Below are 23,645 nucleotides of genomic sequence, written 5' to 3'. Positions count from 1 at the left end.
AGAGGGGACCACCATGCACTGGCAGACCATCATCGCCACGACCGGGGACATCGCCAACCTGATCAACGCCATCACTGCGCTCATCCTGGTCATCACCAACCGCAGCGGCGACGGGACATCGCCTAACAGCAACCCGTCCGAATAGCCCGACCGGTACGCCGGTGTATGACTTGTCGGGGTCGACGACGGGCATCTGGACGGCAAACGAGCTCGACGGCTTGGTCGCCGTCGAGCTGGTGGACACCTACCGTCGCTCGTTGCGTGGTCACGCCAGCCCGTAGGTTGCTTCGATGATCAACGTGCCCCTGGCGGCGCACCGTTCTGTGACGTGTACCCAACCTGGCAGCATGCCGGCCCTCAAGCTGCGATTGAGGGCCCGACGTAGTCGCGATCGGGTCCACCGAAGGCGGTGGCCGGACATCCTGGCGATCGACGCGACGTCGGGGCAGGAAGCCAAGCTTCCTGCCCCGCTGGATGGGTGCGCCGACTACGCCGGCGCGCCGGTCAAGTCGCGATTATCGGCGCGGCTGGCGGGCTGTCCACATAGCCCGGCGGCAGCTCCACGCCGAGCGTGATCGCCTGCTGCCGCAACGCGCCCGAGGTTGCAGCATGGCGTACATTCCGGAGTTGCTTGGCCGTCAGGCCGTAGCGGCCGCGAGCATCGTCGTCGTTCAGCGGACCCAACGCAGACCTACCGTCGGCACACATCCGCAACCACAGAGCCACCCAGTCCCTGATCGTCGCGGCCGTCGCCGGCACCCGGACACCAGTACCTTGCGGCTCATCGCCATCCGCCTTGCCCGGCTTTGACGGCGCACGCGGCGTGGGCTCTACCGACAGGGGCGCAACGGCCCGCGGCAGCGTCGGAGCCTCAACCGGCCCGGCTGGAGCGCCCGACCACGGCCCAGGTGCGCTCACCGTCACAATCACCTCGCCAGCCCCGGACGTCGCGGCAGCGGCCGTTTCCGGCCGCTCCGTGGCCGCCTGCAGTTCCTGCTGCCGCTGCTCCGCCGCCAGGGCCTCCTGGTGGCGGCTGACGATCTCCGTGTCCCGGACTGCCCGCTTGAGCGCCCGGACCCGGTCGAGGTTGGCGATCGCGTTCAAGACCGTGGCCGGCGTTCCGTCGGCCGGCGGGTAGTTGCGCCAGGCCACCGCCGCGCAGAAGGTGTTCGTGGGCCAGGTGAGCCAGCGTGCCCCGAACTTCGGGTTGCTGCGCTTGACGTGAGCCGCGCCTTCCTCGAACTGCGCGAGGAACTCGTGCAGCATGAGCATGCCGAACAGGCTCAGCAACGCCACGTAGCCGCCCGCGACGACATTGTGATCGCTGTGGGTGTACTCGTAGGCGAAGTTCACCGTCGCCGAGGCGATCGCGGCGCCCCACACCACCCGGTAGCAGCGGTCCGGGGCCTTGCTCAGGGGCACCGCGCGGAACGCCAGGAACGCGAACGTCACGCTGACGCCGTCGAGGGTTCCCGGGACCAGGTATTCCCAGCCACCGCGCCAGCCCAGCACCTCACGCCCGAAGGCGATCAGGCCGTGGAAGGAGCCGGCCAGCACCATCGCCCAGAACAGCCCAGCAGGAATCAGCGCTGCCACCGTCAACACCGTATCCCTCGGCCGGGTGACACCGCCGGCAACCAGTTGCGGGTCGGCAGCGCGTTGACCCGCTCGGCGTATCCGCCGCCGCGTGGTCGACCACGTCATGAGGGTGGCGACGAGATTGGCGGCCACCAGGACCATCCAGACGCCCGACGGCACCTGCTCAGCGAGCGCCGCAACCCTCCCCCACGCGCTCATCGAACACCCGCCACCGAATTAGCCAAACTTTCAGCCGACACCAGCCGACGGCCCGTTACCGCTACCAGCACCACCGTCGGTACGGAAGCGTCCTGGTAACCGCAAGCTGCCAGACTCGCTGCGCGGGCATCTGACCGCCTGCGGTTACCAGACCAGCCGGCCGCGGCAGCAGGGCCGGGACAAAAAAACGGACATATGGTGGTTGTATGCATGATTGACCTCCATCTTGGAGGCCCCGAAGCGGCGCCGCTCCCCACCAACCTTGTTGGGGAAATTGTTGGGGAACGACGCCGGACCTATCCGTCCCAGGCCGGACCGAGCCGGATGCGCTCAATACGCAGCCGCAGCTCAGAGGCCCTTTTCACGACTGGAGCCGATCAAGCCGGATGAACTGAGCGGTTCTTCCAAACTGATTACGCGAGTTCGATTCTCGTCGCCCGCTCCACGAAGAAGCAGCAGGCCGGCTGCGGCAATTGCCGAGCCGAGTCCGGCGGCGATCAGAAAGACCTGGTCGGCGGCCGCCGAGAGCACTGCGAGGGCCACCGCGGAGCCCACCTGACTCGAGGTGTTCGCCAGTCCACTGGCGATTCCGGTGTCCGCCGGCGGCACCGCGGTGGTCGCCACCGCCATCAGGGCGGGAAAGACCAGGCCGATGCCGAACGCCACGATCAGGGTCGGTCCGAGCAGCCCGCCGAGATAGGTGCTGTGCGCATCGGCGGCCGCGAGCCACCCGAAGCCGGCGACGAAGGCGGCCCCGCCGAGCGGCACGCGCGGGCGCGCTCCGGCGGCGAAGCGCGCGACCACCACGAACGTCACCGCCGCGGGGGTCTGCCCCAGTCCCGCCTCCAGCGCGCTGTAGCCCAGCACGTTCTGCATGAACAGTGACGTGAAGAACCACATCGCGACGACGATCCCGCCGAACACGACCAGCACAGCGTTGCCGGCGGCCACGCCGCGGATCGCGAACAGCCGCAACGGCACCAGCGGATGGGTCACGAACCGCTTCTCCACCAGCACGAAGACGGCGAGCAGCAGCAGACCCGTGAACGCCGGCCCGGCGGCCCGCTGCATGACGCCGTAGACGAAGGCGGCCAGTCCCGCTGTTCCGGTCAACGCGCCCACGAGGTCGAGCGGCTCCCGGGCCCGGGCCGGCGCGGCCGCCAGTGACGTCAGCGCCATGGCGATCAGCGCCGCGCCGATCGGCACGTTGATCAGGAAGACCCAGCGCCACGACAGGCCGGTCGTGAGGATGCCGCCCAACACTGCTCCGACCATGCCGCCCACCCCGCCCGCCGCGGACCAGGCGCCGAACGCCCGGGCCCGCTGCGCGCCGGTGAACCGGAAGTTGATGACGGCCAGGGTCGCCGGGGCCAGCATCGCGCCGCCCAGACCCTGGGCGACGCGGGCGCCCACCAGCATCCCAGGGGTGGCGGCCAGGCCCGCGGCAAGGCTCGCCGCGGAGAACAGCGAGAGGCCGGCGACCAGGGTTCGGCGGTGGCCGAACAGGTCGGCGGCGCGGCCACCCAGCAGCATGAAGCCGGCGAAGGCCAGCAGATAGCCGTTCACCACCCAGGTCAGGCCGGCGGCGGAGAACCCCAGGTCGCGCTGGATCGAGGGCAGGGCGACGTTGACGATCGAAACGTCCAGGATCACCACGAACTGGCCGGCGCACACCAGCCAGAGAATCGGCCGTACGGCGGTCATGGTCATGTCGGACTCCCCGTTGCTAGGATTAGTTATGCGCATAATAGTTATGTGCATAACTAATTTCGTCAAGGGAGCGGTCATGGACTTCGAGCACGCCGGCGCCCTCAATCAGGCCATCCGGCTGCTGAGCCTGAGCCATCGCGCGCGGGCCGCGACGCTGCTCACGCCGCTCGGCCTGCACCCCGGCCAGGAGGCACTGCTGCTCGAGCTGGACCGGTCCGGTCCGCGGATCCAGGCGCAGCTCAGCGAGGCGCTCGGCTGCGAGCCGCCCAGCATCACGCTCATGACCCGCAAACTCGAGGCCTCCGGCCAGATCCGCCGGACGGCCTCCCCCGGCGACCGGCGCGCCAGCATCGTCGAGCTCACCGACAGCGGCCGAGCCCTGGTCGAGCAGATCAAGCAGCTCTGGCGCGGGCTCGCCGACGAGACCGTGGCCGGGCTGTCGCCCGAGATCAGGGCTGCGCTGCCGGGCATCCTGACGACGATGGCCGAGAACGTGAATCAGTCGCGCTAGGACCGCAGCTCGCGGGTGAGAACCGCGGGCGTGCGGCCGGTCTCCTGCCGGATCGAGCGGGTCATGTGCGCCTGATCGGCGAAGCCCGTGCGGACGGCCAGATCGGCGAGGTCCGGGGCGTCCGGCAACTCGTCCAGGGCGGCGCGAACGCGCAGGCGCCGGCGGTAGGTGCTCAGCGTGCAGCCGGTCGCGCGCCGGAACATGCGCGACAGGTGCCAGGGAGACCAGCCGACGGCCGCGGCCAGCGACGCCAGATCGTGGGCCGGGTCGGTGTGCAGCCGGGTGCGGACCTCGTCGATCGCCGCGGGCGGCCCCGACCGGCCCGGGTCGGCCGGGAGAAGGGCATCGATCAGCTCGGCGGTGAGATCGGCGCGGTCCGGCGCAGCCGCGGACACCATCCTGCGATGGAGCAGGTCGGCGACCGGGGAGACACGCAGTTCAGTGCCGGCGTGGGCGAAACGGTCGGCCAGGTCGCCGGCGACGGCTATCGACGTACAGACGTCGGGGCCTTGGGGGTGAGCCATCCGCTGGGTCTCCCCCGGGCGCTGGAGATAACCGGCGGTCACGTCGGCCACGGACGAGCGCCCGTCGGCGACGCGGAGAAAGACGCCCCGGCGGACGAGGACCAGAGAGGCGGCGCCGACCTGTTCCTCGGGACCCCAACCCGCGCGCGAAAACCCGGGACAGCGGACGGCAGCTACGCGGGCGAAGGACGTCTCCACGAGGACGCTGTGGTCGAGCACCGGTTCACGGTAGGCCGGGGGTACGACAGTTCGAGGACGGCAAGAACGTTCAAGACCGGGGCGGGGTTGCGGCCCCAGGCTGGTGGCATGACTTTGGCTGAGGAGCTTGTCGCAAGTGGACCCTGGGTGGGGCACGAGCAGGAGATGGACCTCTACGGGCGGCTGGTCGGGACCTGGGACGTGACCAACCGGTACTTCGTCGAGGAGCGGGACGAGTGGGTCAACGGGACGGTGGTGTGGACGTTCGGCTGGACGCTCGGCGGGCACACCGTGCAGGACGTCATGTGGTTCACCACGCCGGGGGCGGACGGCTATCCGCAGCGGATCACCGGCAGCACCGTGCGGCACTACGACCCGGGCGCCAAGAGCTGGGCGATCGTCTGGTTCTCCGGGCGCGGGACGGCCTTCAAGCTGACCGGCCGGGCCGGGGACGACGGCGGCATCTTCCAGGAGGGCACGCAGCCGGACGGGCGGCCGATCCGGTGGCTGTTCACCGACGTCACTGCGGAGAGCTTCCGGTGGGTGGGCCTGGTGTCCGACGACCACGGGGAGACCTGGCGCGTCAGCCAGGAGATGCTGGCTCGCCGGCGCGATTGAGTTGGGGCACAGCGCCGGGCCGCCACCCGGCGCTGTGCCGATTCAACACCGGCGAAGAGGAAGAACTCCGACGCCGGTGAGTTTCTGGCGCCCCCTCTGGTGGGGCGTGCCGGCGGATCCGGGAGCACTTCCAATCTTGAAGGTTTCCAGTAATCCGGCCGCCAACGTAACGCCCACCTTCGATGCGCGTCTATTAGCGGGTCCTTAAATCTGACCCGGGATTAGCAAGTCGTCACACAGGGCAATCAGCATCCATGACGCTGTCTCCGGAGGAGCGGCCGGAGCGAGAACTGCCGCCCCAGCCCCCGACCACACCCGCCGATCTGCCCCTGCCCGTGGACGGAACAGGCGGGGAGATTGCGCCGCCGCCCGGAGTCCGGCAGCCGTTCACCCGGGTGCGGGCCGCCTGGGTCGGCGTGTGGGCCGGGATCGTCGTGGTGATCCTGCTGATCATCTTCATCGGGCAGAACACGGCGCCCGTCGACGTCCACTTCCTCTGGCTGGACGGACAGATCCCGACCGCATTGGCGCTGCTCATCGCCGGCGTGGGCGGAGCGATCATCGCGGTGGCCGCCGGCGCCGCACGCATCGTCCAACTACGCCGCATGATGCGCCGCGACCACTGAAGCGGGACGAGAGCCCTTGACATGTGACCTTTTGGTCTCATAACTTGGCGTCATGGACGACGACGACCGGGTGTTCAAGGCGCTGGCCGACCCGAGCCGCCGGTTTCTGCTCGATCTGCTCTTCGAGCGCGACGGGCGCACCCTCACCGAGCTCGAGTCCGAGCTCGCGATGACGCGCTTCGGCGTCGCCAAGCACCTCAAGCTGCTCGAGGAAGCCGGTCTCGTCGTGACCCGCCGATCGGGCCGGGAGAAGCTGCACTTCCTCAACCCCGTGCCGATCCGGCTGATCCACGACCGATGGATCGACAAGTACACCGAGCACCACGTCACGACTCTCATCGATCTCAAGCACGCGCTGGAGGAAGAACCATGAGCGAGGCAACGCAGGTCTACCGGGTCTGGATCAAGGCGACACCGGAGCGGATCTGGGCGGCGATCACCGATCCGGAGTGGAACTCGCGGTATGCGTACGAGTCGCCCGGTTACTACGAGTTGCACCAGGGCGGCTCGTTCCGGCAGGCGGCGACCGACGAGATGAAGCAGTTCGGCAAGGCCGGCGGGTTCGAGGTGCCGGACACGATCGTCGACGGCAAGGTGCTCGAGGCCGATCCGCCGCGGCGGCTGGTGCAGACCTGGCGGATGCTGATGGACCCGACGACCGCGGCCGAGCCGTTCACGACTCTCACCTACGAGATCGAGGACGCGAAGATGCAACCGGGCGTGTGCAAGCTGACCGTCACGCACGAGCTGACCGGCGCTCCGGCGACCGCCGCGATGGTGGCGGGCACCGAGGACAGCGGAGCCGGTGGTGGCTGGGCGTGGATCCTCAGCGACCTGAAGACGCTGGTCGAAACGGGTAAGAACTTCACCGGATGACGCAGCTTTACCGGTCCGGCCCGCAGGCGTTGCGGAGCCGGGCCGGTAAGGTCCGGCGGATGACCTGGCTCTGGACCTCACTCATAGTGATCGGCGCTGCCATGATCGTGGCGGCCTTCTGGCCGAACCTGCGCCGCCGGAAGGACAAAAACGAAAACGAGGAAGGCGTCGACTAGCCATTTCCACCGGGCTGGCACACTACCAAGGGTGAGCGACGAAGAGCTGGAGACGTACAGCCTCGTCGAGCTTGCCGTCGACCGGCTGCGGCGGGACATCCTGAGCGGACGATCCGATCCCGGCGAGCGACTCGTCGAGGAGCAGCTGACCCGGCGCCTGGGCATCAGCCGGGCCCCGTTGCGCGAGGCCATGCGGCTCCTGGCCCAGCAAGGGCTGGTCGAGCACATCCCGCGCCGCGGCGCCCGGGTGGCGACCCTCTCCGACGAAGACGTGCGCGAGCTCTACGAGGTCCGCGACGTTCTGGAGCGGCACGCGGTGGCTGCCATGCCGAAGCATCCCGATCTGACCGGCTTGCGGGCCGCGCTCGAGGTGATGCGCAAGGCGACCGAGGCGGACGACCGCCTGGAGCTGGCCAACGCGCATCGCCGCTTCCACACCGAGGTGGTGCGGATCGGCGGCAACAAGCAACTGGCCGGCCTGTACGAGTCGGTCCTGGTGCGGATCCAGCTGTACATGGCGGTCAACATGCGCCGGGAGGCGGAGACCGCGCGGGCCGAGGACGGCGTGCTGCGGCACGAGCGGCTGTTCGCGGCGGTCGAGGCGGGTGACGCCGACGGCGTCGTCAGCGCGCTGACCGACCATGGGGCGCGCACCTATCTGACGTAGCGAAACCGCCGCGTTACAAGACCGGGCGAAGAACGAAACAGGATTGTCGACAATCGACGATGTGGACGTACACGAGGTCGTCGAGGAAACGCTCGCCCGGCTGAGCGATGGTGACGGGGTCTGGATCAGCTCCTTCACCGCCGCTGAGCTGCACGCCCGCGCCGACGAGATCGATCCGGCCCGGCCTCTCGCCGGGGTGCCGTTCGCGGTCAAGGACAACATCGACGTCGCCGGGCTGCCCACTACGGCCGCCTGCCCGGACTTCGCCTACCGGCCGGAACGCAACGCCCCGGTCGTCCAGCGCCTGCTCGACGCCGGCGCGATCGCGGTCGGCAAGACCAACCTGGACCAGTTCGCCACCGGGCTGACCGGGGCCCGCTCCCCCTACGGCTCGCCGGAAAGCGTCTTCGGCGGCGGGCTGATCTCGGGCGGATCCAGCTCGGGAAGCGCGGTCGCGGTGGCCAACGGCGCGGTGCGGTTCGCCCTCGGCACCGACACCGCCGGCTCCGGGCGGGTGCCGGCTGCCCTCAACGGCATCGTCGGGATCAAGCCGACCCGCGGCCTGCTCAGCACGCTCGGGGTGGTGCCGGCCTGCCGGTCCCTCGACTGCGTCTCGGTCTTCGCCCCCGATCTCGGGACCGCCGACCGGGTGATGCGCACGGCCGCCGGCCCCGTTGCCGGGGACCCCTGGTCCCGTACCGGAAGAAGGCCGTTGATCTCGGCGCCTCGGGTAGGCGTACCGGAAAGCCTCGATTTTTTCGGTGATGCCGGGCAGGAGAAGGCGTTCGCAAGGTTCACCGGCGACGTCACCGTCGACATCGGACCGCTGCTCGAGGCAGGTGACCTGCTCTATCGCGGCCCCTGGGTGGCCGAGCGCCTGGCCGACCTCGACGACTTCCTGAAAACCCACCCCGACTCGGTCCTGCCGGTCACCCGGCGCATTCTCGAGACGGGGTACGCCTTCAGCGCCGCCGACGCCTTCCGCGCGCAGCACCGTCTGCGGGAGCTGCGGATGGCCGCCGACTGGATCTGGCAGAAGACCGACGTGCTGGTGCTGCCGACGATCGGGACCACCTACACGCATGCGGAGATCGCCGAGGATCCGATCGGCCGCAACCTCAACCTCGGCCGGTACACGCAGTTCGCGAACCTGCTGGACATGGCCGCCGTGACCGTGCCGAACGGATTCACCGCCGACGGCCGGCCCGCCTCGCTGACCCTGTTCGGCCCGGCGTTCAGCGACGAGACCCTGATGCTCTTCGCCCGTTCCCTGACCGTCAACGACAGCACGGCACCGCCCAGGACATCACCGCCGGCGGCGGCCGGCGGAACTACCGGATGAGAGGAGCGAACTGATGACCGCGATGATCGGGCCGGTTCAGGCCAACCCGTACATGTGGCCCTACGACGGGGCGGTTCCCGTATCGAAGACCGCGCTGATCTGCATCGACTGGCAGGTCGACTTCTGTGGCAAGGGCGGCTACGTCGACTCGATGGGTTACGACATCGAGCTGACCCGGGCCGGGCTGCCGGCCACCGCCAAGCTGCTCGACCACGTCCGTGGCCTGGGCATGCTCGTCATCCACACCCGCGAAGGCCACGACCCGGACCTGTCCGACCTGCCGCCGAACAAGCGGTGGCGGTCGGCGCAGATCGGGGCCGAGATCGGCAGTGACGGACCGTGCGGCCGGATCCTGGTGCACGGCGAGCCGGGCTGGGAGATCGTCCCCGAGGTGGCGCCGGTGGCCGGCGAGGTCGTCATCGACAAACCGGGCAAGGGCGCTTTCTATGCCACCAACCTGGATCTGGTGCTGCGCACGCACGGCATCACCCACATCATCCTCACCGGCATCACGACGGACGTCTGCGTGCACACCACCATGCGGGAGGCCAATGACCGCGGTTACGAGTGCCTGATCCTCAGCGACTGCACGGGGGCCACCGATCCGTCCAACCACACCGCGGCGCTGCACATGGTCACCATGCAGGGCGGCGTCTTCGGCTGCGTCTCCACATCGGACGACGTGATCGCGGCTACGGAGGTTTGAATGCCTACAGTGGACGCCCAGCCCGGGCCCTTCTCCTTTGATCCGGACAGCACCGCGCTCGTCGTCATCGACATGCAGCGCGACTTCCTTCTCCCCGGCGGCTTCGGCGAGAGCCTCGGCAACGACGTCTCTCAGCTGCAGAAGACGATCGAGCCGCTCGCCGCGCTGATGGCGGCCTGGCGCACGGCCGGTCTGCCGATCATCCACACCCGCGAGGGCCACAAACCCGATCTGTCCGACTGCCCCCCGGCGAAGCTGAGCCGCGGCGCGCCGAGCATGCGCATCGGCGACCCGGGGGCCTTCGGTCGCATCCTGATCCGCGGCGAATACGGCCACGACATCGTCGACGAGCTCCAGCCGATCGAGGGCGAGACGGTCATCGACAAACCGGGCAAGGGCGCGTTCTATGCGACCGAATTGTCCGACATTCTGGAAAAGGACGGGATCAAGTCGCTGATCGTTACGGGGGTCACGACCGAGGTGTGTGTGCACACCACGGTCCGTGAGGCGAACGACCGCGGCTACGAGTGCCTCGTCCCGGCCGACTGCGTCGGCTCCTACTTCCCCGAATTTCAGCAGGTCGGCCTCAAGATGATCGCCGCCCAGGGCGGCATCTTCGGCTGGGTCGCCGAATCCCCCGCAGTGATCGCCGCTATTCAGGAGTAGATATGAGCACAGAAACGGCCGCCAAGCTGCCGTATTGGGTTCGCGGAGACACGAACGCCTTCTTCGGCTTCGGCGTCAACGTCCTGGTCAACGTCCTCACCCTCACCGGCCTGTGCATCGGCGTCATCAAGATGCCGCCCGGCGACGTCTTCGGCATCGTTCTCCCCGCGCTCGGCATCGCCCTGGTCGCCGGCAACATCTACTACACGTACCTGGCCCGGCGGCTCGCCGCCAAGGAGAACCGCACCAACGTCACGGCCATGCCGTACGGGCCGAGCGTCCCGCACATGTTCATCGTGATCTTCGTGATCATGCTGCCGATCTACCTGCGGACCAAGGACCCGATCCAGGCGTGGACCGCGGGCATCGCCTGGGCCTTCATCATCGGCGTCATCGTGCTGATCGGCGCGTTCGTCGGACCGTACATCCGCAAGTACGCCCCCAAGGCGGCGATGCTCGGCACCCTGGCCGGCATCTCGATCACGTTCATCTCGATGAACCCGGCCGGCAACATGTTCAAGGCCGCCTGGATCGCCCTGCCGGTCTTCGCCCTGCTGCTGATCGGCCTGCTCACCGACATCAAGCTGCCCTTCAACTTCCCGATCGGCCTGGCCGCGCTGCTGATCGGCACCGCGATCGGCTGGATCGGCGGGGCGATGAGCGCGCCCGACGTGACCGCCGCCGCGAAGGACATCGCGTTCGCCTTCCCGCACCTCAAGTTCGACCTGCTGATCGACGGCCTCAAGGACATGGCCCCGCTGCTGGCCACCGCCATCCCGCTGGGCGTTTACAACTTCACCGAGGCGATGACCAACGTGGAGAGCGCCGCCACCGCCGGCGACCGCTACAACCTGCGCAGCGTGCTCCTGGCCGACGGCGCGGGCGCGGTCATCGGCTCCTGCCTCGGTTCGCCGTTCCCGCCGGCCGTCTACGTCGGCCACCCCGGCTGGAAGGCGGCGGGCGGCCGCACCGGCTACTCGATGGCGACCGGCGTGGTCATCGCGCTGCTCTGCTTCTTCGGTCTGTTCGGCCTGCTCGGCGCGATCTTCCCGACTGCGGCGATCGTGCCGATCCTGCTCTACATCGGCCTGCTGATCGGCGCCCAGGCGTTCCAGGCCACCCCACGGGCGCACGCGGCGGCGGTGGTGGCCGCGCTCGTGCCGAACATCGCCCAGTGGGTCACCGGCATGATGGACAACGCGCTGTCGGCGGCCGGCACCTCGGCCGCGCAGGTCGGCACGGACGCGCTGGCCGGCGCCGGTGTCGTCTACGACGGCCTGAAAACGCTCGGCGAGGGCGCCATCCTGGCCGGTCTGGTGCTCGGCGCGATCGTCGCGTTCATCATCGACAAACGGTTCTGGCACGCGGCGATCTTCGCGGGCTCGGGCGCGGTGCTCACCTTCGTCGGCCTGATCCACGCCGCGAAGGTGCAGTGGAACGCGAACGGCCAGGTCACCCTCGGGTACCTGTTCCTCGCCGTGGTCTGCGTGCTGTTCGCGCTCACCAAGCCGGCGCCGCGCGAACCCGACGCCGAAGAACTGAAGCTCCTCGCCGAGGAGTTCGAAGGCAACACCTTCACCGAGGCGCCGGAAGGCGGCGTCCCGGTGCCGGCCAAGGCCTGACGTCCCGCGGCGGCCCGGCTCAGTGCCGGGCCGCCGCACCCGTTGCAACAGAGGGGAACGAGCGTGGAGATCGATCGGCCGGACGTCATCGCCGAGGTCGGCGCCGCTTTCGAGGCCTACGAACGCGCCCTCGTCGCCAACGACGTCGAGGGCATCCTCAGCTTCTTCGCACCCCGCGCCCTCCGCTACGGCATCGCCGACCAGCAGACCGGCCTCGAGGAACAGGCCGAGTGGCGGCATGCGCAGGGCGACCTGCCGCCGGGCCGTCGTCTCAAGGACACCGACATCCAGGCGTACGGCGTGAGCACCGCGATCGTGACGACCCTGTTCGGTTATCCCGGCAGCGACGTGCTCGGCCGTCAGTCACAGACCTGGGTGCGGTTGCCCGAAGGCTGGCGCATCGTGCACGCCCACGTCTCCGAGCCGCTCAGCTGATCTGACCGGCCACCCAGTGGTAGGCGTCCATCACCCATTGGGTCTGCTGCAGGTCGGCGACGCCGACGCCGGCCAGGAACAGCGCGGTGACCAGGTGCGAGCCGCGGGCGGTGCGGCGCCGGCGGCCGAACTGGCGCTCCAGCACCACGTAGCCGACGACGCGGGCCAGGCAGAACACGCCCACGGCGACGGCCAGGGTGACCGCGAACACGATCAGCGGGGTGCCGAGCGGACCGCCGCCGGACAACGCCCAGATGCCCCAGCAGACGAACGCGAACAGCACCGCCGCGGTGGTCCACTCGCTGCCGCGGCGCAGTTCGCTCCAGCGCCAGGTCATGCCGTGCGGCGCACCCGGCGCCTCGGCGCCCGGCCAGCCGATGCCGGTCGGCTCGTGCTCGGCGTAGCGCTGCGTGTGGTGCGGCTGCGGGTTGACCTGCGCGCGGCCCCGGCTGAACGGCGCCGGGTCGGCCGGCGGTGGCGGTGTCGGCACAGTGCCCGGCGCCGTGGGTTGGTCGGCCCACGGATCCTGTGGTGGCATGTCGAGCGTCCGCTCAGACCACTGCGGTTGCTCCGGCATACGGATCCCCCTCTTCGTTCCGGCCCCCACAACGAGAGTAGCGAGCCAACAAATCGTTCGCCGTAGTGCGCTCGGTCCGTTACACAGATGCGCATGGACGATTCCGTGCGCCTGCGTCAGGCCACCGCTGACGACCACTCCGCGATCGTCGGCATCGAGGGCTATGTCTTCCACCACGACCTCGACGACGAGGCCCGCGAGCTCGACCGCCGCCTGTTCGAACCGGAGCGGTCCCTGGTCGCCGACGACGACGGCACGGTTGTCGGGCACACGACCGCGCTGACCCGAGATCTCACCGTACCGGGCGCGGTCCTTCCGGCCGCGCACGTGACCGGCGTCGGCGTGCTGCCCACCCATCGCCGACGCGGCCTGCTCACCGCGATGATGCACCGGCAGCTGACCGAGATCGCCGAGGCCGGCCGCGAGTCGCTCGCGGTGCTCTGGGCCAGCGAGACCACGATCTACCCGCGCTTCGGTTACGGTCCGGCGGCGACCCGGCTCCAGCTCAACGCGATGACCCGGGAGGTGCGCATCACTCCCGCCGCGCCGGCCCCGCGGGGACGGCTGCGGCTCGTCGAGCCGGCCGAGGCCGTCGAAGAACTCAAGAAGGTGTACGAACGGGCCCGCCCCCGCCGGATCGGGTGGTCGAGCCGCCCCGGCGCGTGGTGGGACCGCCGTGTCTGGGACCCATCGGCCTGGCGTGACGGCGCCACCACCCGCAAGGGTGTGCTCTTCGAAGGCCCCGACGGCCCCGAGGGGTACGCGATGTGGCGGATCAAGGACGACTGGGACGACTGGGGCCCCAATGCCCAGGTCCGGGTCACCGAGATCGTCGCCGACGACCCCGGGGTCTATGCGGAGCTCTGGCGCTTCCTGTTCGGCATCGACCTGGCCCGCAGCGCCACCTACGACTTCGCCGCACTCGACGAGCCGCTGCAATACCTGGTCGACGAGCCGCGCCGGCTCGGCCGGGGCTACGGCGACGCCCTGTGGATCCGCCTGGTCGACCTGCCGGCCGCGCTGGAGGCCCGGCGCTACCTGACCCCGTTCGACGTCGTGATCGAGGTGACCGACCCGCTGATCACGTCGAACAGCGGGCGCTGGCGCCTGACCGCCGGCGCCGACAAGGCCACCTGCGTGCGCACCACCGACCCGGCCGACCTGGCCTGCTCGATCACCGAGCTGGGCGCCGTCTATCTCGGCGGCACCACGCTGGGCGGGCTGCACGCGGCCGGCCGGGTGCAACGGCTGAGCGGCAACTTCCCGGCGCAGGCCTTCGCCTGGGAGCGCCTGCCGAATCCCATCGAGGTGTTCTGAGTGACCCCCGCGGCGGTACCGTCGGCGACATGGCCGAGCCCGAACGCCGACGCCGCCGCGTGCGTCCCTCCTCGTCGTCCGCCCCGGCGGATGCCGGACCGCCCGCGACGGACACGCCCGCCGTCCCGCCCGCCGGGAGCGCGGCAACGAGCGCGGTAGCCGACCCCGACGAGGTGCCGGCGGCTTCGGACCGCCCGCGCCCGGACCTGATCGACCGCCCCCGGCCGGCGGCTGCGGACAACCGGCCGGATGGCGCCGAGCGGCCCCGCCCAGCCGGAAACGGCCCAGCCGGAAACGGCCCAGCCGGAAACGGCCCAGCCGGAAACGGCCCAGCCGGAAACGGCCCAGCCGGAAACGGCCCCGCCGGAAACGGCTCGGACGGCGGCGAGCGGTCCCGGGCGGCTTATCCCCGGCGGCCGGCCGGTGGGCCGCAGCCGGGCGGGAACGGGCCGGGCGCCGCCGGGGACGACCGGGAGTCCGAGCGGGGCCTGCGCGGGCTGGTGGGATCCGGGTCGTCGCAGGTGAGTGTGGGTGCGGCGCTGCGTGCCCGGGACGCGGCCCGGTCGAGCGACGAGCAGCTCGAGGACGCCGACCGCAACCTGGTGATCGTCCGCCGCAATTGGGTGCCCCGCGAGGAGCTGCCCCGGAACCGTTAGGGGTGTCGGCCGCGGGCCGGGTCAGGCCGGGCCGGCAGCCGGGTGGCGGGCTTGCCACGCACCCGGCTGTCCGTGCGCCACGGGACTCGTCCCGTGGCGTACTTCAAAAGGTCTTCAGGACGGCAGATCCGGCAGCTGGCCGGTTTTTTCCCACTCGGTCAGCTGGCTGATGCGGCGGGCGTGGCGCGGGTTGCCGGAGAACGGCGTGGCCAGGAACATCTCGACGAACTCGGTGGCCTCGTCGAGGGTGTGCTCGCGGGCGCCGATGCTGATGACGTTGGCGTCGTTGTGCTGGCGGGCCAGCTGGGCGATCTCGGTGCGCCAGACCAGGGCCGCACGGACGCCGTCGATCTTGTTGGCGGCGATCTGCTCGCCGTTGCCGGAGCCGCCGATGACGATGCCGAGTGAACCCTCGTCGGCGACCACCTTGGCCCCGGTGTGCAGGCAGAAGGCCGGGTAATCATCCTCCGGGTCGTAGACGTGCGGTCCCACGTCGACGACGTCGTGCCCCTGCTTGATCAAGTAGTTGACGAGGTGCATCTTCAGTTCGTAACCGGCGTGGTCCGAACCCAGGTAGACACGCATGTCCTGAGTCTGTCAGAAGGTCAGTGCGCTGCGCAGCGAGGACGCGACTTGGTCGGTCGCGGCGCGTGCGGCGTCGATCACCGCGAGCTTGCGGGCGAAGCCGTGATTGACGCCCATGTAGCGGGTGTGCACCACCGGGACGTTCGCGGCGACCAGCGCGTCGGCGTAGTCGGCGCCCTCGTCGCGCAGCACGTCGTATTCGGCCGTGATGATCAGTGTGGGTGGCATGCCGGCCAGGTCGGGGGTGGCGAAGATCGCCACGTCGGGGGTGAAACGGGTCATCCGGTCGGGGACGTAGGTCTCCCACGCCAGCTTCATCGAGGCGCGGTCCAGGCCGTATTCGCCGAGTTCGGCGTAGGACTCCGAGGCGGTCATCGGGTCCAGCGCCGGATAGATCAGGACCTGGTAGTCGAGCGGGGTGGCCGCGTCGCGCTGCCTTCGGGCCGCGATCGTTGCCAGCTGGGCGCCGGCGCTGTCGCCACCGATCGCCAGCCGGGTGGAATCCACCCCTAGGTCCGACTTGCGGGCATAGGAGATGACCGTCTCGACGTCGTCGAGCGCTGCCGGGAAGACATGCTCGGGCGCCAGGCGGTAGCCGACCGACAAAACGGAAACACCAGATTTATCGGCTATCCGGCGACAGACCCGGTCGACCGTCTTGATGCTGCCGTAGCACCAGCCGCCGCCGTGCACGTAGACGAAGAGCGGCGCATCCGGTTTCGTCGCGTAGAGGCGGCACGGGACGCCGTCCGCGTCCACGTCGGCCACCACCGGCAGCGGGAGGGCCGGGCCGCACTCCAGGTCGACCGACTCCTCCATCGCCGCCCGGGCGAACGCGAGCCGCTCGTAGGGGTCGTCGAGATCGGCCGGTGGCCGGCGGCGGATCGAGTCCGCCGCCGTCACCTGTGGATGCAACATCAGTCGAGCTGGGCCAGGACGAGACCGCCGCGCGCCTTCGGGGTGAACCAGGTGCTCTTGCGGGGCAGCTTCTGCCGCTCCAGGTTGACCGCCACGAAGTCGTCCACCGTGACCGGCGCGACCAGCACGGCCAGCTCGGCACGGCCCGCGTCGACCTCGCCACGCAGCCACTGCGCCGAATAGTCACCGCCGATGTAGGAGATCCGCTTGTCACCCGGGTCGAGGCCGAGCACGTCGCCGAGCAGCTCCCGCTCGACCAGCGCATGGTCGAGGTTCTCCACGTCGGGCAGATTCTTGTCGACCGGCAGGACCACCGCGAAGGTGCGGCCGTCCAGGTAGATCTCGACCGTGCCCTTGGCCACCGCGTTCGACCGCTCGGTCACCTCGGCGCCGCTGTTGCGCAGCCGGGTCAGGAAGTCGTCGGGCGGCATCGGCAGCTCGCTGACCAGCCGGTTGTAGGGCTGGATGGCGACCGAGGCCGGGGTGGTGACCACGGCCAGGAAGCGCGGCAGGCGGCCGGTCTGGGCGGCCAGGCTGCGGTGGTTGCCGTCGGCCACCACCAGTTCGCCGCCGCCGGCGAGCGCGGTGAGCTCGTCCTGCAGCGGGCCGGGCCCGATCGGCCAGATGGCGTGGGTGCGGCCGGTCTGGTCGGTGTCGGTCGCGGCGGGGTCGCCCGCGGTCTCGGTGGCGGCCGCGAGGGCCGCGTGCAGCTCGTCACCCTTGGCGGTCTGCAGCAGGAGCACGGGCGAGAGAAGCGTGCTGAGCGCACCCGCCAGGGCGACGCGCTCCCGAACCTTCTCGATGAAGACCTCTTCGTTGCGGATGACCAGGCCGGCCTCGTCGGCGCTGGCGGAGATCTGGTCGGTGTCGACCATGCTCCACAGGCCGTACGCGGGGGCCTCGCCGGGCGCGGTGATGCGGTAGAGCACCACGACGTGCTCGGCCTCGGCGTAACTGCCCTCGGCGCGCTCCAGCGCGAGCCGGGCCACCGCGTCGGGCAGCGAGTCGGTGAAGGACTTGCCCAGGCTGTCGGGCGCGAGGTGCGGCATCTCGACGGCGAGAGCGCTGTGCGGGTTGGCGGAGATGATGGCGGTGATTTCGGCGTCGTCGGCGAACTCGTCGTAGTTCTGCGCGCCGGTTGCCCCGGTGGTGAGCCAGGCCCGGCTGATCGAATGCACGACCGTCGTCATGGCGCGCAACCTACCTGGTCGGACGTTGGTGCCGGGCGACCGGCATGTTCCCGCGTGACCTGGCTAACTGTGCTTTTCGCCACGCCCCGACGGGACGCTCCAGGGGCGTCGCCGAAACGCTCACCGGAGGCGCCACCATGGCCGCCATCTCGGGCGCCAGATTGGCCCAGTCCCCGCGGTGCACCGCAAAGATCGACGACGCGACCGTCTCGGTCTCGGACATCTGCCTGCCTCCGGTCGTTCATGTGGGCTTCCTACCCCCATCCAACGACCGGTAGTCCGCCTCGGTGGTGCGTTTGGCGGAGAAGGCTGCACTCCGGGTGCGCCTCGACCGGGCCGGGCCGCATAGTCTGGCGTTGAAAAGCTTGATGCGCTCTTAAGGAGAGTGGCTGTGGCCGGAGTTCGAAACTTGACCCAGGTGGAGGCCGCCGATCGCGCCCGCCTGCTCGAGGTGACCGGATACGACATCGCGTTGGATCTCACCGACGGGCATGGCAATCCGGGCGACGGCACCTTCCGCTCCACCACGGTCGTGACATTCCGGTGCATCGAGCCCGGCGCGGACACGTTCATCGAGACCGCCGCCCAGTCGGTGCGGTCGGCCACGCTGAACGGCAAGCCGCTCGATCTGACCGGCTTCTCCGCCGAGCGGGGCCTGACCCTGCGCGGGCTGGCCGCCGAGAACGAGCTGGTGGTCGACGCCGACTTCGCCTACTCGGCGAGCGGTCAGGGCCTGCAGCGCAGCCCCGACCCGGTGGACAAGGAGATCTACCTCTACAGCCAGTTCGAGACGGCCGACGCGCAGCGGGTCTACGCGTGCTTCGACCAGCCCGACCTGAAGAGCGTCTACACCTGGCACGCGACGGTGCCGAAGCACTGGAAGGCCATCTCCAACATGCCGGTGGAGTCGGTGGCCGAGGCCGGCCCGGGCGCCAAGACCGTGCACTTCCGGACGTCGGAGCGGATGAGCACCTACATCACCGCGATCTGCGCCGGGCCCTACCACGAGGTGCGGTTCACCCACGACGGCATCGACATGGGTTACTTCTGCCGGGCCTCGATGGCGCAATATCTCGACGTCGACGACCTGCACCTGGTCACCACGCAGGGCTTCGACTTCTTCCAGGAGCAGTTCGGCGCGCGGTACCCGCTGCCGAAGTACGACCAGCTCTGGGTGCCCGACTTCAACGCCGGCGCGATGGAGAACTTCGGCTGCGTCACGCACGCCGAGGCGCACTACATCTTCCGCTCGCAGGTCACCGACTTCGAGTACGAACAGCGGGCCAACACGATCCTGCACGAGCTCGCCCACATGTGGTTCGGCGACCTCGTCACCATGCGCTGGTGGAACGACCTGTGGCTGAACGAGTCGTTCGCCGAGTGGGCCAGCCACTGGTGCAACTCGGAGGCCACCCGCTACACCGACGCCTGGACCACGTTCCTGTCGGTGCGCAAGAGCTGGGGCTACCGCCAGGACCAACTGTCCTCGACGCACCCGGTCTACACCGAGATGCCCGACCTGGAGGCCGTCGAGGTCAACTTCGACGGCATCACGTACGCCAAGGGCGCCGGCGTCATCAAGCAACTGGTCGCCTACGTCGGTCAGGACTCGTTCCTCACCGGCCTGCGGGCGTACTTCGCCAAGCACGCCTGGAGCAACGCCACCTTCGACGACCTGCTCACCGAGCTGGAGTCCGCTTCCGGCCGGGAGCTGCGCAAGTTCGCCGCCCAGTGGCTGGAGACGGCGCAGGTCAACACGCTGCGCCCACTCGTGGAGCTGGCCGACGACGGCACCTACGCGAGCGTGGTCGTGCAGCAGGAGGCCCCGGCCGACTACCCGACGCTGCGCACCCACCGCATCGGGATCGGGCTCTACGACGTCGACGGCGACCGGCTGGTCCGCCGCGACCTGCTCGAGATCGACGTCACCGGCGAGCACACCGAGATCACGGCGCTGACCGGGGTGCGCGCGGCCGACGTGCTGCTGCTCAACGACGACGACCTGTCGTACACGAAGATCCGCCTCGACGAGCGGTCGATGGCCGCCGTGGTCAAGCACATCGGCGGCATCGACTCGTCGCTGGCCCGGGCGCTGGTCTGGAACGCGGCCTGGGACATGCTGCGCGACGCCGAGATGGCCGCCCGCGACTACATCACCCTGGTCTGCTCGGGCCTGCCCCGGGAGACCGACATCAACCTGACCACCTGGACGACCCGGCAGGCGGGCAGCGCGGTCGCGCAGTACGCCGACTCGGCCTGGCAGCCGGAAGGCTGGGCCGAGCTGGCCGAGCTGGCCCGCACCCAGCTGATCAACGCCGAGGCCGGCAGCGGCTGGCAGCTCAGCTGGGCCCGCGCGTTCATCACCGCGGCCCGGGACGACAACGAGCAGTCCCTGCTGCGCGGCTGGCTGACCGGCGAGGAGGTCCCGGCCGGTCTCGTGGTCGACACCGAGCTGCGCTGGAGCCTGCTGCAGGCTCTCGCGGCGCTCGGCTCGGTGACGCTCGAGGACATCGAGGACGAGCTGAACGGCGACCGCACCGCCAGCGGCGAACGGGAGGCGGCGATCGCCCGGTCGCTCATCCCGACCGCCGAGAACAAGGCGGCGGTGTGGGCTCAGCTGACCGGCGAGTCGGACATCCCGAACTGGCTCAACCGGTCGCTGCTGTCCGGCTTCCACAGCGTCAAGCAGGTGGAGCTGACCGCGCCGTACACGACGAAGTTCTTCGACGTGGTCGGTGACGTGTGGGCCCGCTCGGACTCGGAGCCGGCCCAGGAGTTTGTCATGATGGGTTACCCGTACCTGCAGATCAGCGAGGAGACGGTGGCGCTGACCGACGCGTGGCTGGCCCGGGACGGCCAGCCGGCGTCACTGCGCCGGCTGGTGGCCGAGGGCCGGGACGGCGTGGTGCGGGCGCTGAAGGCTCGCGCCCGCGACATCGCCGGAAGTTAGCCAGGTCGCCGGGGCCAATCGGACCGGATAGGGGGCGTCGAGCTTGACCGGCTCGGCGCCCTCGATGCTGTTCTCGGCACGGTAGCGGGCGGCGCCCAGGGCGTAGGTGTGCAGGACCGGGCCGTCGCGGCCCGGCTCGACCCGCCAGAACGCCTTGATGCCGGCCTCCGCGTACAACGTGGGCTTGAGGACGCGGTCGTAGCGCCGGGTCGCCGCGGTCTCCACCTCGACCACCAGCGCGACGTCGGCCGGGTCGCTCCAGACCGCGCCGGAGGACCGCGGCCGCAGCACCGTGACATCCGGCACCAGGTTGCTGCTGTCCATCGCTATGCCCAGCCGCGCGCACACCCACCAGCCGGGCGGGGCGGCCGCGCGCAGGGCGGTCACGAGGGCACGGACGATCGTCTCGTGCGGCTCGGGCGGCGGGGGCGAGGCGTGCAGGCAGCCGTCGACGATCTCGTAACGATGGCCGTCCTGCGGGAAAAGGTGGAGATCGGGCTCGGTCCAGACGCCGTCGGGGGCACTCCAGCGGACCGGCGGGCTCACAGCCTGCGTCGTCATCACACCTCCGTCTTTGGGGTGTACGCGGAGTGCAAGCCTACTAACAGCCGGTTGTTGCCGCCCGGTTTCCGGTTGATTTGGCACACGAAAAAGAGGCCCCGGATGGGGCCTCTTTCCGCTGTTACGACTCGGTCAGTGCCGGCCGGCGTGCGAGGCCAGCTGGTCGATCCCGGAAAGCACTCCACCGGCCAGGTCACCACCGGCGAAGGCAGCGGCCATCGACAGGCCGGCCAGTTTCGCGTCGCGGTCCGAGATGCGCTTGCGCGCCTCGTTGCCGGTGACGATCTCGAGCTTGCGCTGGTTGGGCGAGACCGCGATGAGCACGACGTGGTCGTGGTTCTCGATCTGCTTCTGCAGCTTCTCGGCGTGCTCCCGGACCGGGGTCTCCAGCTCGCCGATGTAGACGCTGAAGGTCAGGCCGGTCTGCCGGTCGGCCGCCCGCAACGCCTCGTCGAGGCGAAGCAGTTGCCGGGTCGTGAAGGGACCGTCGGCCAGCTCGGCGGAAACGCCCGGGGCCTGCTCCGGCGCGGCCGAGAGGGTGTCGCCGCCCGGCTTCTCCAGCGCGGTCAGCGGCTGCTCCGCGTGCACGTCACCAACTGTCACTTGCGCCTCCTGTCGAGCCGGGCAGGACGCGGATGCCCTTGACGTCCTCGAGGTTTCCGGCCTCGATCGCCCCCTGGGCGCCGTGCTGGCCGGGAACGGCCGCCGCGGTCACCTGATCCGGCGAGGCCAGGAACCAGGTGGGCTGGAAGTCGTACGGCCGGCCGGGGCGGTAGCGACGCGTGCGCCGGCCGCGGTCACTGCCGGCGAAGACGAGCGAAGCCACCAGCAGGATGACACCCGCCGGGATGATCACAAAGACCAGAACGGTGCTTGATATCGACAACCTCAACGCCCCCAGGCGCCTGTATTCCCAGTTGATCCGAACAACTGTCACGGTAGCGGAGAGCGAGTCGTGCCGGACCGTCGGGTGTCGAAACCGCAGTATCCCGCCGTCGGGATCTACGCAGTAATGGCATGGAGATGCGAAAATCACCCTCACGCGCCGTTCGTGCCCTCGTGCTCGCGAACGGCAGGAGGGGGAACTCATGCGCCTGTCCGTCCCCGCCGCCCTGTCGGCGCTGCTCATGGGCCTGTTCGTCCTGTTCCTGGAGGCGCCCGCGGCCCACGCGGCGGCCATCTATCTGGAGATCAACCCCAGCACGGTGCCGGCCGGAGACCAGGTCGGACTGCGCGCCTCGTGTGATGACAACCTCAAATCGGCCACTGTCTCCTCCGCACTGTTCGGCAAGGTCACCGTGTCCCCGGATTACGGCCAGCTCACCGCGACCGTGCGGATCTCGTCGAGCACCCGCCCGGGTGACTACAAGATCGACCTGAGCTGCCCGGACGGCAAGACCGCCTCGGCCACGCTGCACGTGGTCGCCAAGGTCGAACCGGCCCGCGGCCCGGCCACCGGTGGCGGCGGCATGGCCCCCGGCCGCAACGCCCCCGTCCTGATCGCCTCCGGGCTGGCCGTCATCGGCGCCGGCTTAGCCCTCTGGATAGTGACCCTGCGACGCCGCCGCTTCGGCTGAGACCGCCGATGCCCCGCCGACCGACGCCGACGACCGGCGCGCGGATGCCCGACTCGGTGCTGCGCAAGCGGCCCGCCCAGGTCATCGCCGCGCCCCCGCCCGGAACCATCACCGGACCACTGCCGCCGCCACCGTCGGTGCCCGGCCGGCACCCGTTCCGGGCGCCGCACCCGCGCCCGAAACCCAAGGCGCCGCCCCGCCCCATCCGCGGCAAACGGCCCTGGCCGATCGGGCTGATCGTGCTCGCTCTGGTCTTCCTCGGCCTGTTCATCGTGGCGATGGGCATCGGGGCCGCGACCAGCATCGACCTGCCCGACCTGTTCGGTGGCAAGGCGGCCGAGCAGGCGCCGCCGCGCTCCTTCCCGGTGCTCGACCCGAGCCGGCCGGAACGGCTCACCATCCCGTCCATCAAGGTCGAGGCGCCGATCCTCGAGGTGGGCTTGTCCGCCGACGGCACGTCGGTGGACGTGCCGCCGCTGAAGCGGCACAACGAGGCCGGCTGGTTCGACGGCGGGCCGACGCCCGGCCAGTTCGGGCCGTCCCTGATCGTCGGGCACGCCGACACCCGGTCCGGCCCGTCGGTCTTCTACGAGCTGCCCAAGCTGAAGGCGGGCCAGCGCATCGAGGTGTTGCGCGCGGACAACTCGGTGGCCGTCTTCGAGGTCAACTCGGTCGAGCACTTCGACAAGGGCAAGCTGCCGTTGCAGCGGGTCTACGGCGATTACAGCCGGCCGTCGCTGCGGCTGATGACCTGCGGCGGCAAATGGGTCGGCGGCAAGACCGGTTACCAGGACAACGTCGTGGTCTTCGCGTCCCTGGTCGACACCCGGAAGGCCTAGA

The 23,645-nt window shown here is 69.9% G+C and carries 26 protein-coding genes and 1 pseudogene; 17 read left to right on the top strand and 10 right to left on the bottom strand.

Features of this window, described 5'->3' with window-relative positions; translation table 11 throughout:
- Positions 1–13 precede the first annotated feature (13 nt).
- Complete coding sequence (locus tag AB0E90_RS22050; protein ID WP_360408415.1) at positions 14–145, top strand: hypothetical protein; 132 nt, start codon at positions 14–16, stop codon at positions 143–145.
- A 359-nt stretch (positions 146–504) separates the two neighbouring features.
- Here AB0E90_RS22050 and AB0E90_RS22045 read toward each other — a convergent pair whose 3' ends face one another.
- Entirely contained in the window at positions 505–1,797 is a 1,293-nt protein-coding gene (locus tag AB0E90_RS22045) for a hypothetical protein (RefSeq protein WP_360408412.1), read from the bottom strand.
- A 348-nt stretch (positions 1,798–2,145) separates the two neighbouring features.
- A complete protein-coding gene (locus AB0E90_RS22040) occupies positions 2,146–3,507 on the bottom strand; it encodes an MFS transporter (protein ID WP_360408409.1) in 1,362 nt (453 codons plus the stop codon).
- A gap of 76 nt (positions 3,508–3,583) precedes the next feature.
- Here AB0E90_RS22040 and AB0E90_RS22035 point away from each other — a divergent pair, with 76 nt between their 5' ends.
- Positions 3,584–4,018 carry a MarR family transcriptional regulator gene (locus AB0E90_RS22035; RefSeq protein ID WP_360408406.1) on the top strand — a complete coding sequence of 145 codons (435 nt, stop codon included), beginning with the start codon at positions 3,584–3,586 and terminating at the stop codon, positions 4,016–4,018.
- On the opposite strand, the gene AB0E90_RS22030 is transcribed toward AB0E90_RS22035, so the two are convergent.
- Entirely contained in the window at positions 4,015–4,761 is a 747-nt protein-coding gene (locus AB0E90_RS22030) for an AraC family transcriptional regulator (RefSeq protein ID WP_360408403.1), read from the bottom strand. The genes AB0E90_RS22035 and AB0E90_RS22030 overlap by 4 nt on opposite strands.
- Before the next feature lie 87 nt (positions 4,762–4,848).
- On the opposite strand from AB0E90_RS22030, the gene AB0E90_RS22025 reads away from it, so the two are divergent.
- From AB0E90_RS22025 to AB0E90_RS21980, 10 genes are all read left to right on the top strand, one after another.
- A complete protein-coding gene (locus AB0E90_RS22025) occupies positions 4,849–5,358 on the top strand; it encodes a hypothetical protein (protein ID WP_360408400.1) in 510 nt (169 codons plus the stop codon).
- A gap of 254 nt (positions 5,359–5,612) precedes the next feature.
- The gene (locus AB0E90_RS22020) at positions 5,613–5,984 is read left to right on the top strand and encodes a lipopolysaccharide assembly protein LapA domain-containing protein (RefSeq protein ID WP_360408398.1); all 372 of its coding nucleotides are present in this window, start codon (positions 5,613–5,615) and stop codon (positions 5,982–5,984) included.
- A 52-nt stretch (positions 5,985–6,036) separates the two neighbouring features.
- Positions 6,037–6,357, top strand: coding sequence for a metalloregulator ArsR/SmtB family transcription factor (locus tag AB0E90_RS22015; RefSeq protein WP_360408395.1), 321 nt, complete (start codon positions 6,037–6,039; stop codon positions 6,355–6,357).
- On the top strand, positions 6,354–6,860 hold the full coding sequence (locus tag AB0E90_RS22010; RefSeq protein WP_360408392.1) for an SRPBCC domain-containing protein: 507 nt from the start codon (positions 6,354–6,356) through the stop codon (positions 6,858–6,860). The genes AB0E90_RS22015 and AB0E90_RS22010 overlap by 4 nt, the downstream gene beginning before the upstream one ends.
- 207 nt (positions 6,861–7,067) lie before the next feature.
- Positions 7,068–7,703, top strand: a complete 636-nt coding sequence (locus AB0E90_RS22005) for a GntR family transcriptional regulator (RefSeq protein WP_360408389.1) — start codon at positions 7,068–7,070, stop codon at positions 7,701–7,703.
- A gap of 61 nt (positions 7,704–7,764) precedes the next feature.
- Entirely contained in the window at positions 7,765–9,045 is a 1,281-nt protein-coding gene (gene atzF, locus AB0E90_RS22000; RefSeq protein WP_360408386.1) for an allophanate hydrolase, read from the top strand.
- 13 nt (positions 9,046–9,058) lie between these two features.
- Entirely contained in the window at positions 9,059–9,751 is a 693-nt protein-coding gene (locus AB0E90_RS21995; protein WP_360408383.1) for an isochorismatase family cysteine hydrolase, read from the top strand.
- Positions 9,752–10,417 carry a cysteine hydrolase gene (locus AB0E90_RS21990; protein ID WP_360408380.1) on the top strand — a complete coding sequence of 222 codons (666 nt, stop codon included), beginning with the start codon at positions 9,752–9,754 and terminating at the stop codon, positions 10,415–10,417.
- A 2-nt stretch (positions 10,418–10,419) separates the two neighbouring features.
- A complete protein-coding gene (locus tag AB0E90_RS21985; protein ID WP_360408377.1) occupies positions 10,420–12,039 on the top strand; it encodes a regulator in 1,620 nt (539 codons plus the stop codon).
- A gap of 63 nt (positions 12,040–12,102) precedes the next feature.
- On the top strand, positions 12,103–12,474 hold the full coding sequence (locus tag AB0E90_RS21980) for an AtzH-like domain-containing protein (RefSeq protein ID WP_360408374.1): 372 nt from the start codon (positions 12,103–12,105) through the stop codon (positions 12,472–12,474).
- On the opposite strand, the gene AB0E90_RS21975 is transcribed toward AB0E90_RS21980, so the two are convergent.
- Positions 12,467–13,051, bottom strand: a complete 585-nt coding sequence (locus AB0E90_RS21975) for a DNA-directed RNA polymerase II (protein ID WP_360408371.1) — start codon at positions 13,049–13,051, stop codon at positions 12,467–12,469. The genes AB0E90_RS21980 and AB0E90_RS21975 overlap by 8 nt on opposite strands.
- A 93-nt stretch (positions 13,052–13,144) precedes the next feature.
- Between AB0E90_RS21975 and AB0E90_RS21970 the strand changes: the two genes are divergently transcribed.
- Together AB0E90_RS21970 and AB0E90_RS21965 are read left to right on the top strand one after the other, a co-directional pair.
- A complete protein-coding gene (locus AB0E90_RS21970; protein WP_360408368.1) occupies positions 13,145–14,368 on the top strand; it encodes a GNAT family N-acetyltransferase in 1,224 nt (407 codons plus the stop codon).
- A gap of 473 nt (positions 14,369–14,841) precedes the next feature.
- Positions 14,842–15,024, top strand: a pseudogene (locus tag AB0E90_RS21965) (hypothetical protein); the annotation flags it as partial.
- A 114-nt stretch (positions 15,025–15,138) separates the two neighbouring features.
- Here the strand turns inward: AB0E90_RS21965 and AB0E90_RS21960 are convergent.
- Genes AB0E90_RS21960 through AB0E90_RS21950 form a run of 3 tightly spaced genes read right to left on the bottom strand, consistent with a single transcriptional unit; the run spans position 15,139 to position 17,717 of the window.
- Positions 15,139–15,609: a ribose-5-phosphate isomerase gene (locus AB0E90_RS21960; RefSeq protein ID WP_360408365.1), complete on the bottom strand. Its 471-nt coding sequence runs from the start codon at positions 15,607–15,609 to the stop codon at positions 15,139–15,141.
- Positions 15,610–15,621: 12 nt separating this feature from the next.
- A complete protein-coding gene (locus AB0E90_RS21955) occupies positions 15,622–16,512 on the bottom strand; it encodes an alpha/beta hydrolase (RefSeq protein WP_360408362.1) in 891 nt (296 codons plus the stop codon).
- A gap of 14 nt (positions 16,513–16,526) precedes the next feature.
- On the bottom strand, positions 16,527–17,717 hold the full coding sequence (locus tag AB0E90_RS21950; RefSeq protein WP_360408359.1) for a DUF1015 family protein: 1,191 nt from the start codon (positions 17,715–17,717) through the stop codon (positions 16,527–16,529).
- A 391-nt stretch (positions 17,718–18,108) separates the two neighbouring features.
- On the opposite strand from AB0E90_RS21950, the gene pepN reads away from it, so the two are divergent.
- On the top strand, positions 18,109–20,667 hold the full coding sequence (pepN, locus tag AB0E90_RS21945) for an aminopeptidase N (RefSeq protein WP_360408356.1): 2,559 nt from the start codon (positions 18,109–18,111) through the stop codon (positions 20,665–20,667).
- On the opposite strand, the gene AB0E90_RS21940 is transcribed toward pepN, so the two are convergent.
- The 3 genes from AB0E90_RS21940 to AB0E90_RS21930 all read right to left on the bottom strand — a co-directional run bounded on the left by AB0E90_RS21940 (position 20,584) and on the right by AB0E90_RS21930 (position 22,084).
- A complete protein-coding gene (locus AB0E90_RS21940) occupies positions 20,584–21,228 on the bottom strand; it encodes a Uma2 family endonuclease (protein WP_360408353.1) in 645 nt (214 codons plus the stop codon). The genes pepN and AB0E90_RS21940 overlap by 84 nt on opposite strands.
- A 132-nt stretch (positions 21,229–21,360) precedes the next feature.
- Entirely contained in the window at positions 21,361–21,723 is a 363-nt protein-coding gene (locus AB0E90_RS21935; protein ID WP_360408508.1) for a DUF5130 family protein, read from the bottom strand.
- A 94-nt stretch (positions 21,724–21,817) separates the two neighbouring features.
- Positions 21,818–22,084 (bottom strand): hypothetical protein, encoded by a 267-nt coding sequence (locus AB0E90_RS21930; protein WP_360408350.1) that lies wholly within the window; start codon positions 22,082–22,084, stop codon positions 21,818–21,820.
- Between the two features lie 232 nt (positions 22,085–22,316).
- Here AB0E90_RS21930 and AB0E90_RS21925 point away from each other — a divergent pair, with 232 nt between their 5' ends.
- Both AB0E90_RS21925 and AB0E90_RS21920 read left to right on the top strand, forming a co-directional pair.
- Entirely contained in the window at positions 22,317–22,805 is a 489-nt protein-coding gene (locus AB0E90_RS21925; RefSeq protein ID WP_360408347.1) for a hypothetical protein, read from the top strand.
- Positions 22,806–22,813: 8 nt separating this feature from the next.
- Positions 22,814–23,644 (top strand): class F sortase, encoded by an 831-nt coding sequence (locus AB0E90_RS21920; protein WP_360408344.1) that lies wholly within the window; start codon positions 22,814–22,816, stop codon positions 23,642–23,644.
- Position 23,645: the final 1 nt, after the last annotated feature.

The sequence above is a fragment of the Actinoplanes sp. NPDC026619 genome (genome assembly GCF_040638295.1).
In the GTDB taxonomy this organism is placed as follows: domain Bacteria; phylum Actinomycetota; class Actinomycetes; order Mycobacteriales; family Micromonosporaceae; genus Actinoplanes.
This window is presented reverse-complemented; position numbering and strand designations above follow the sequence as displayed.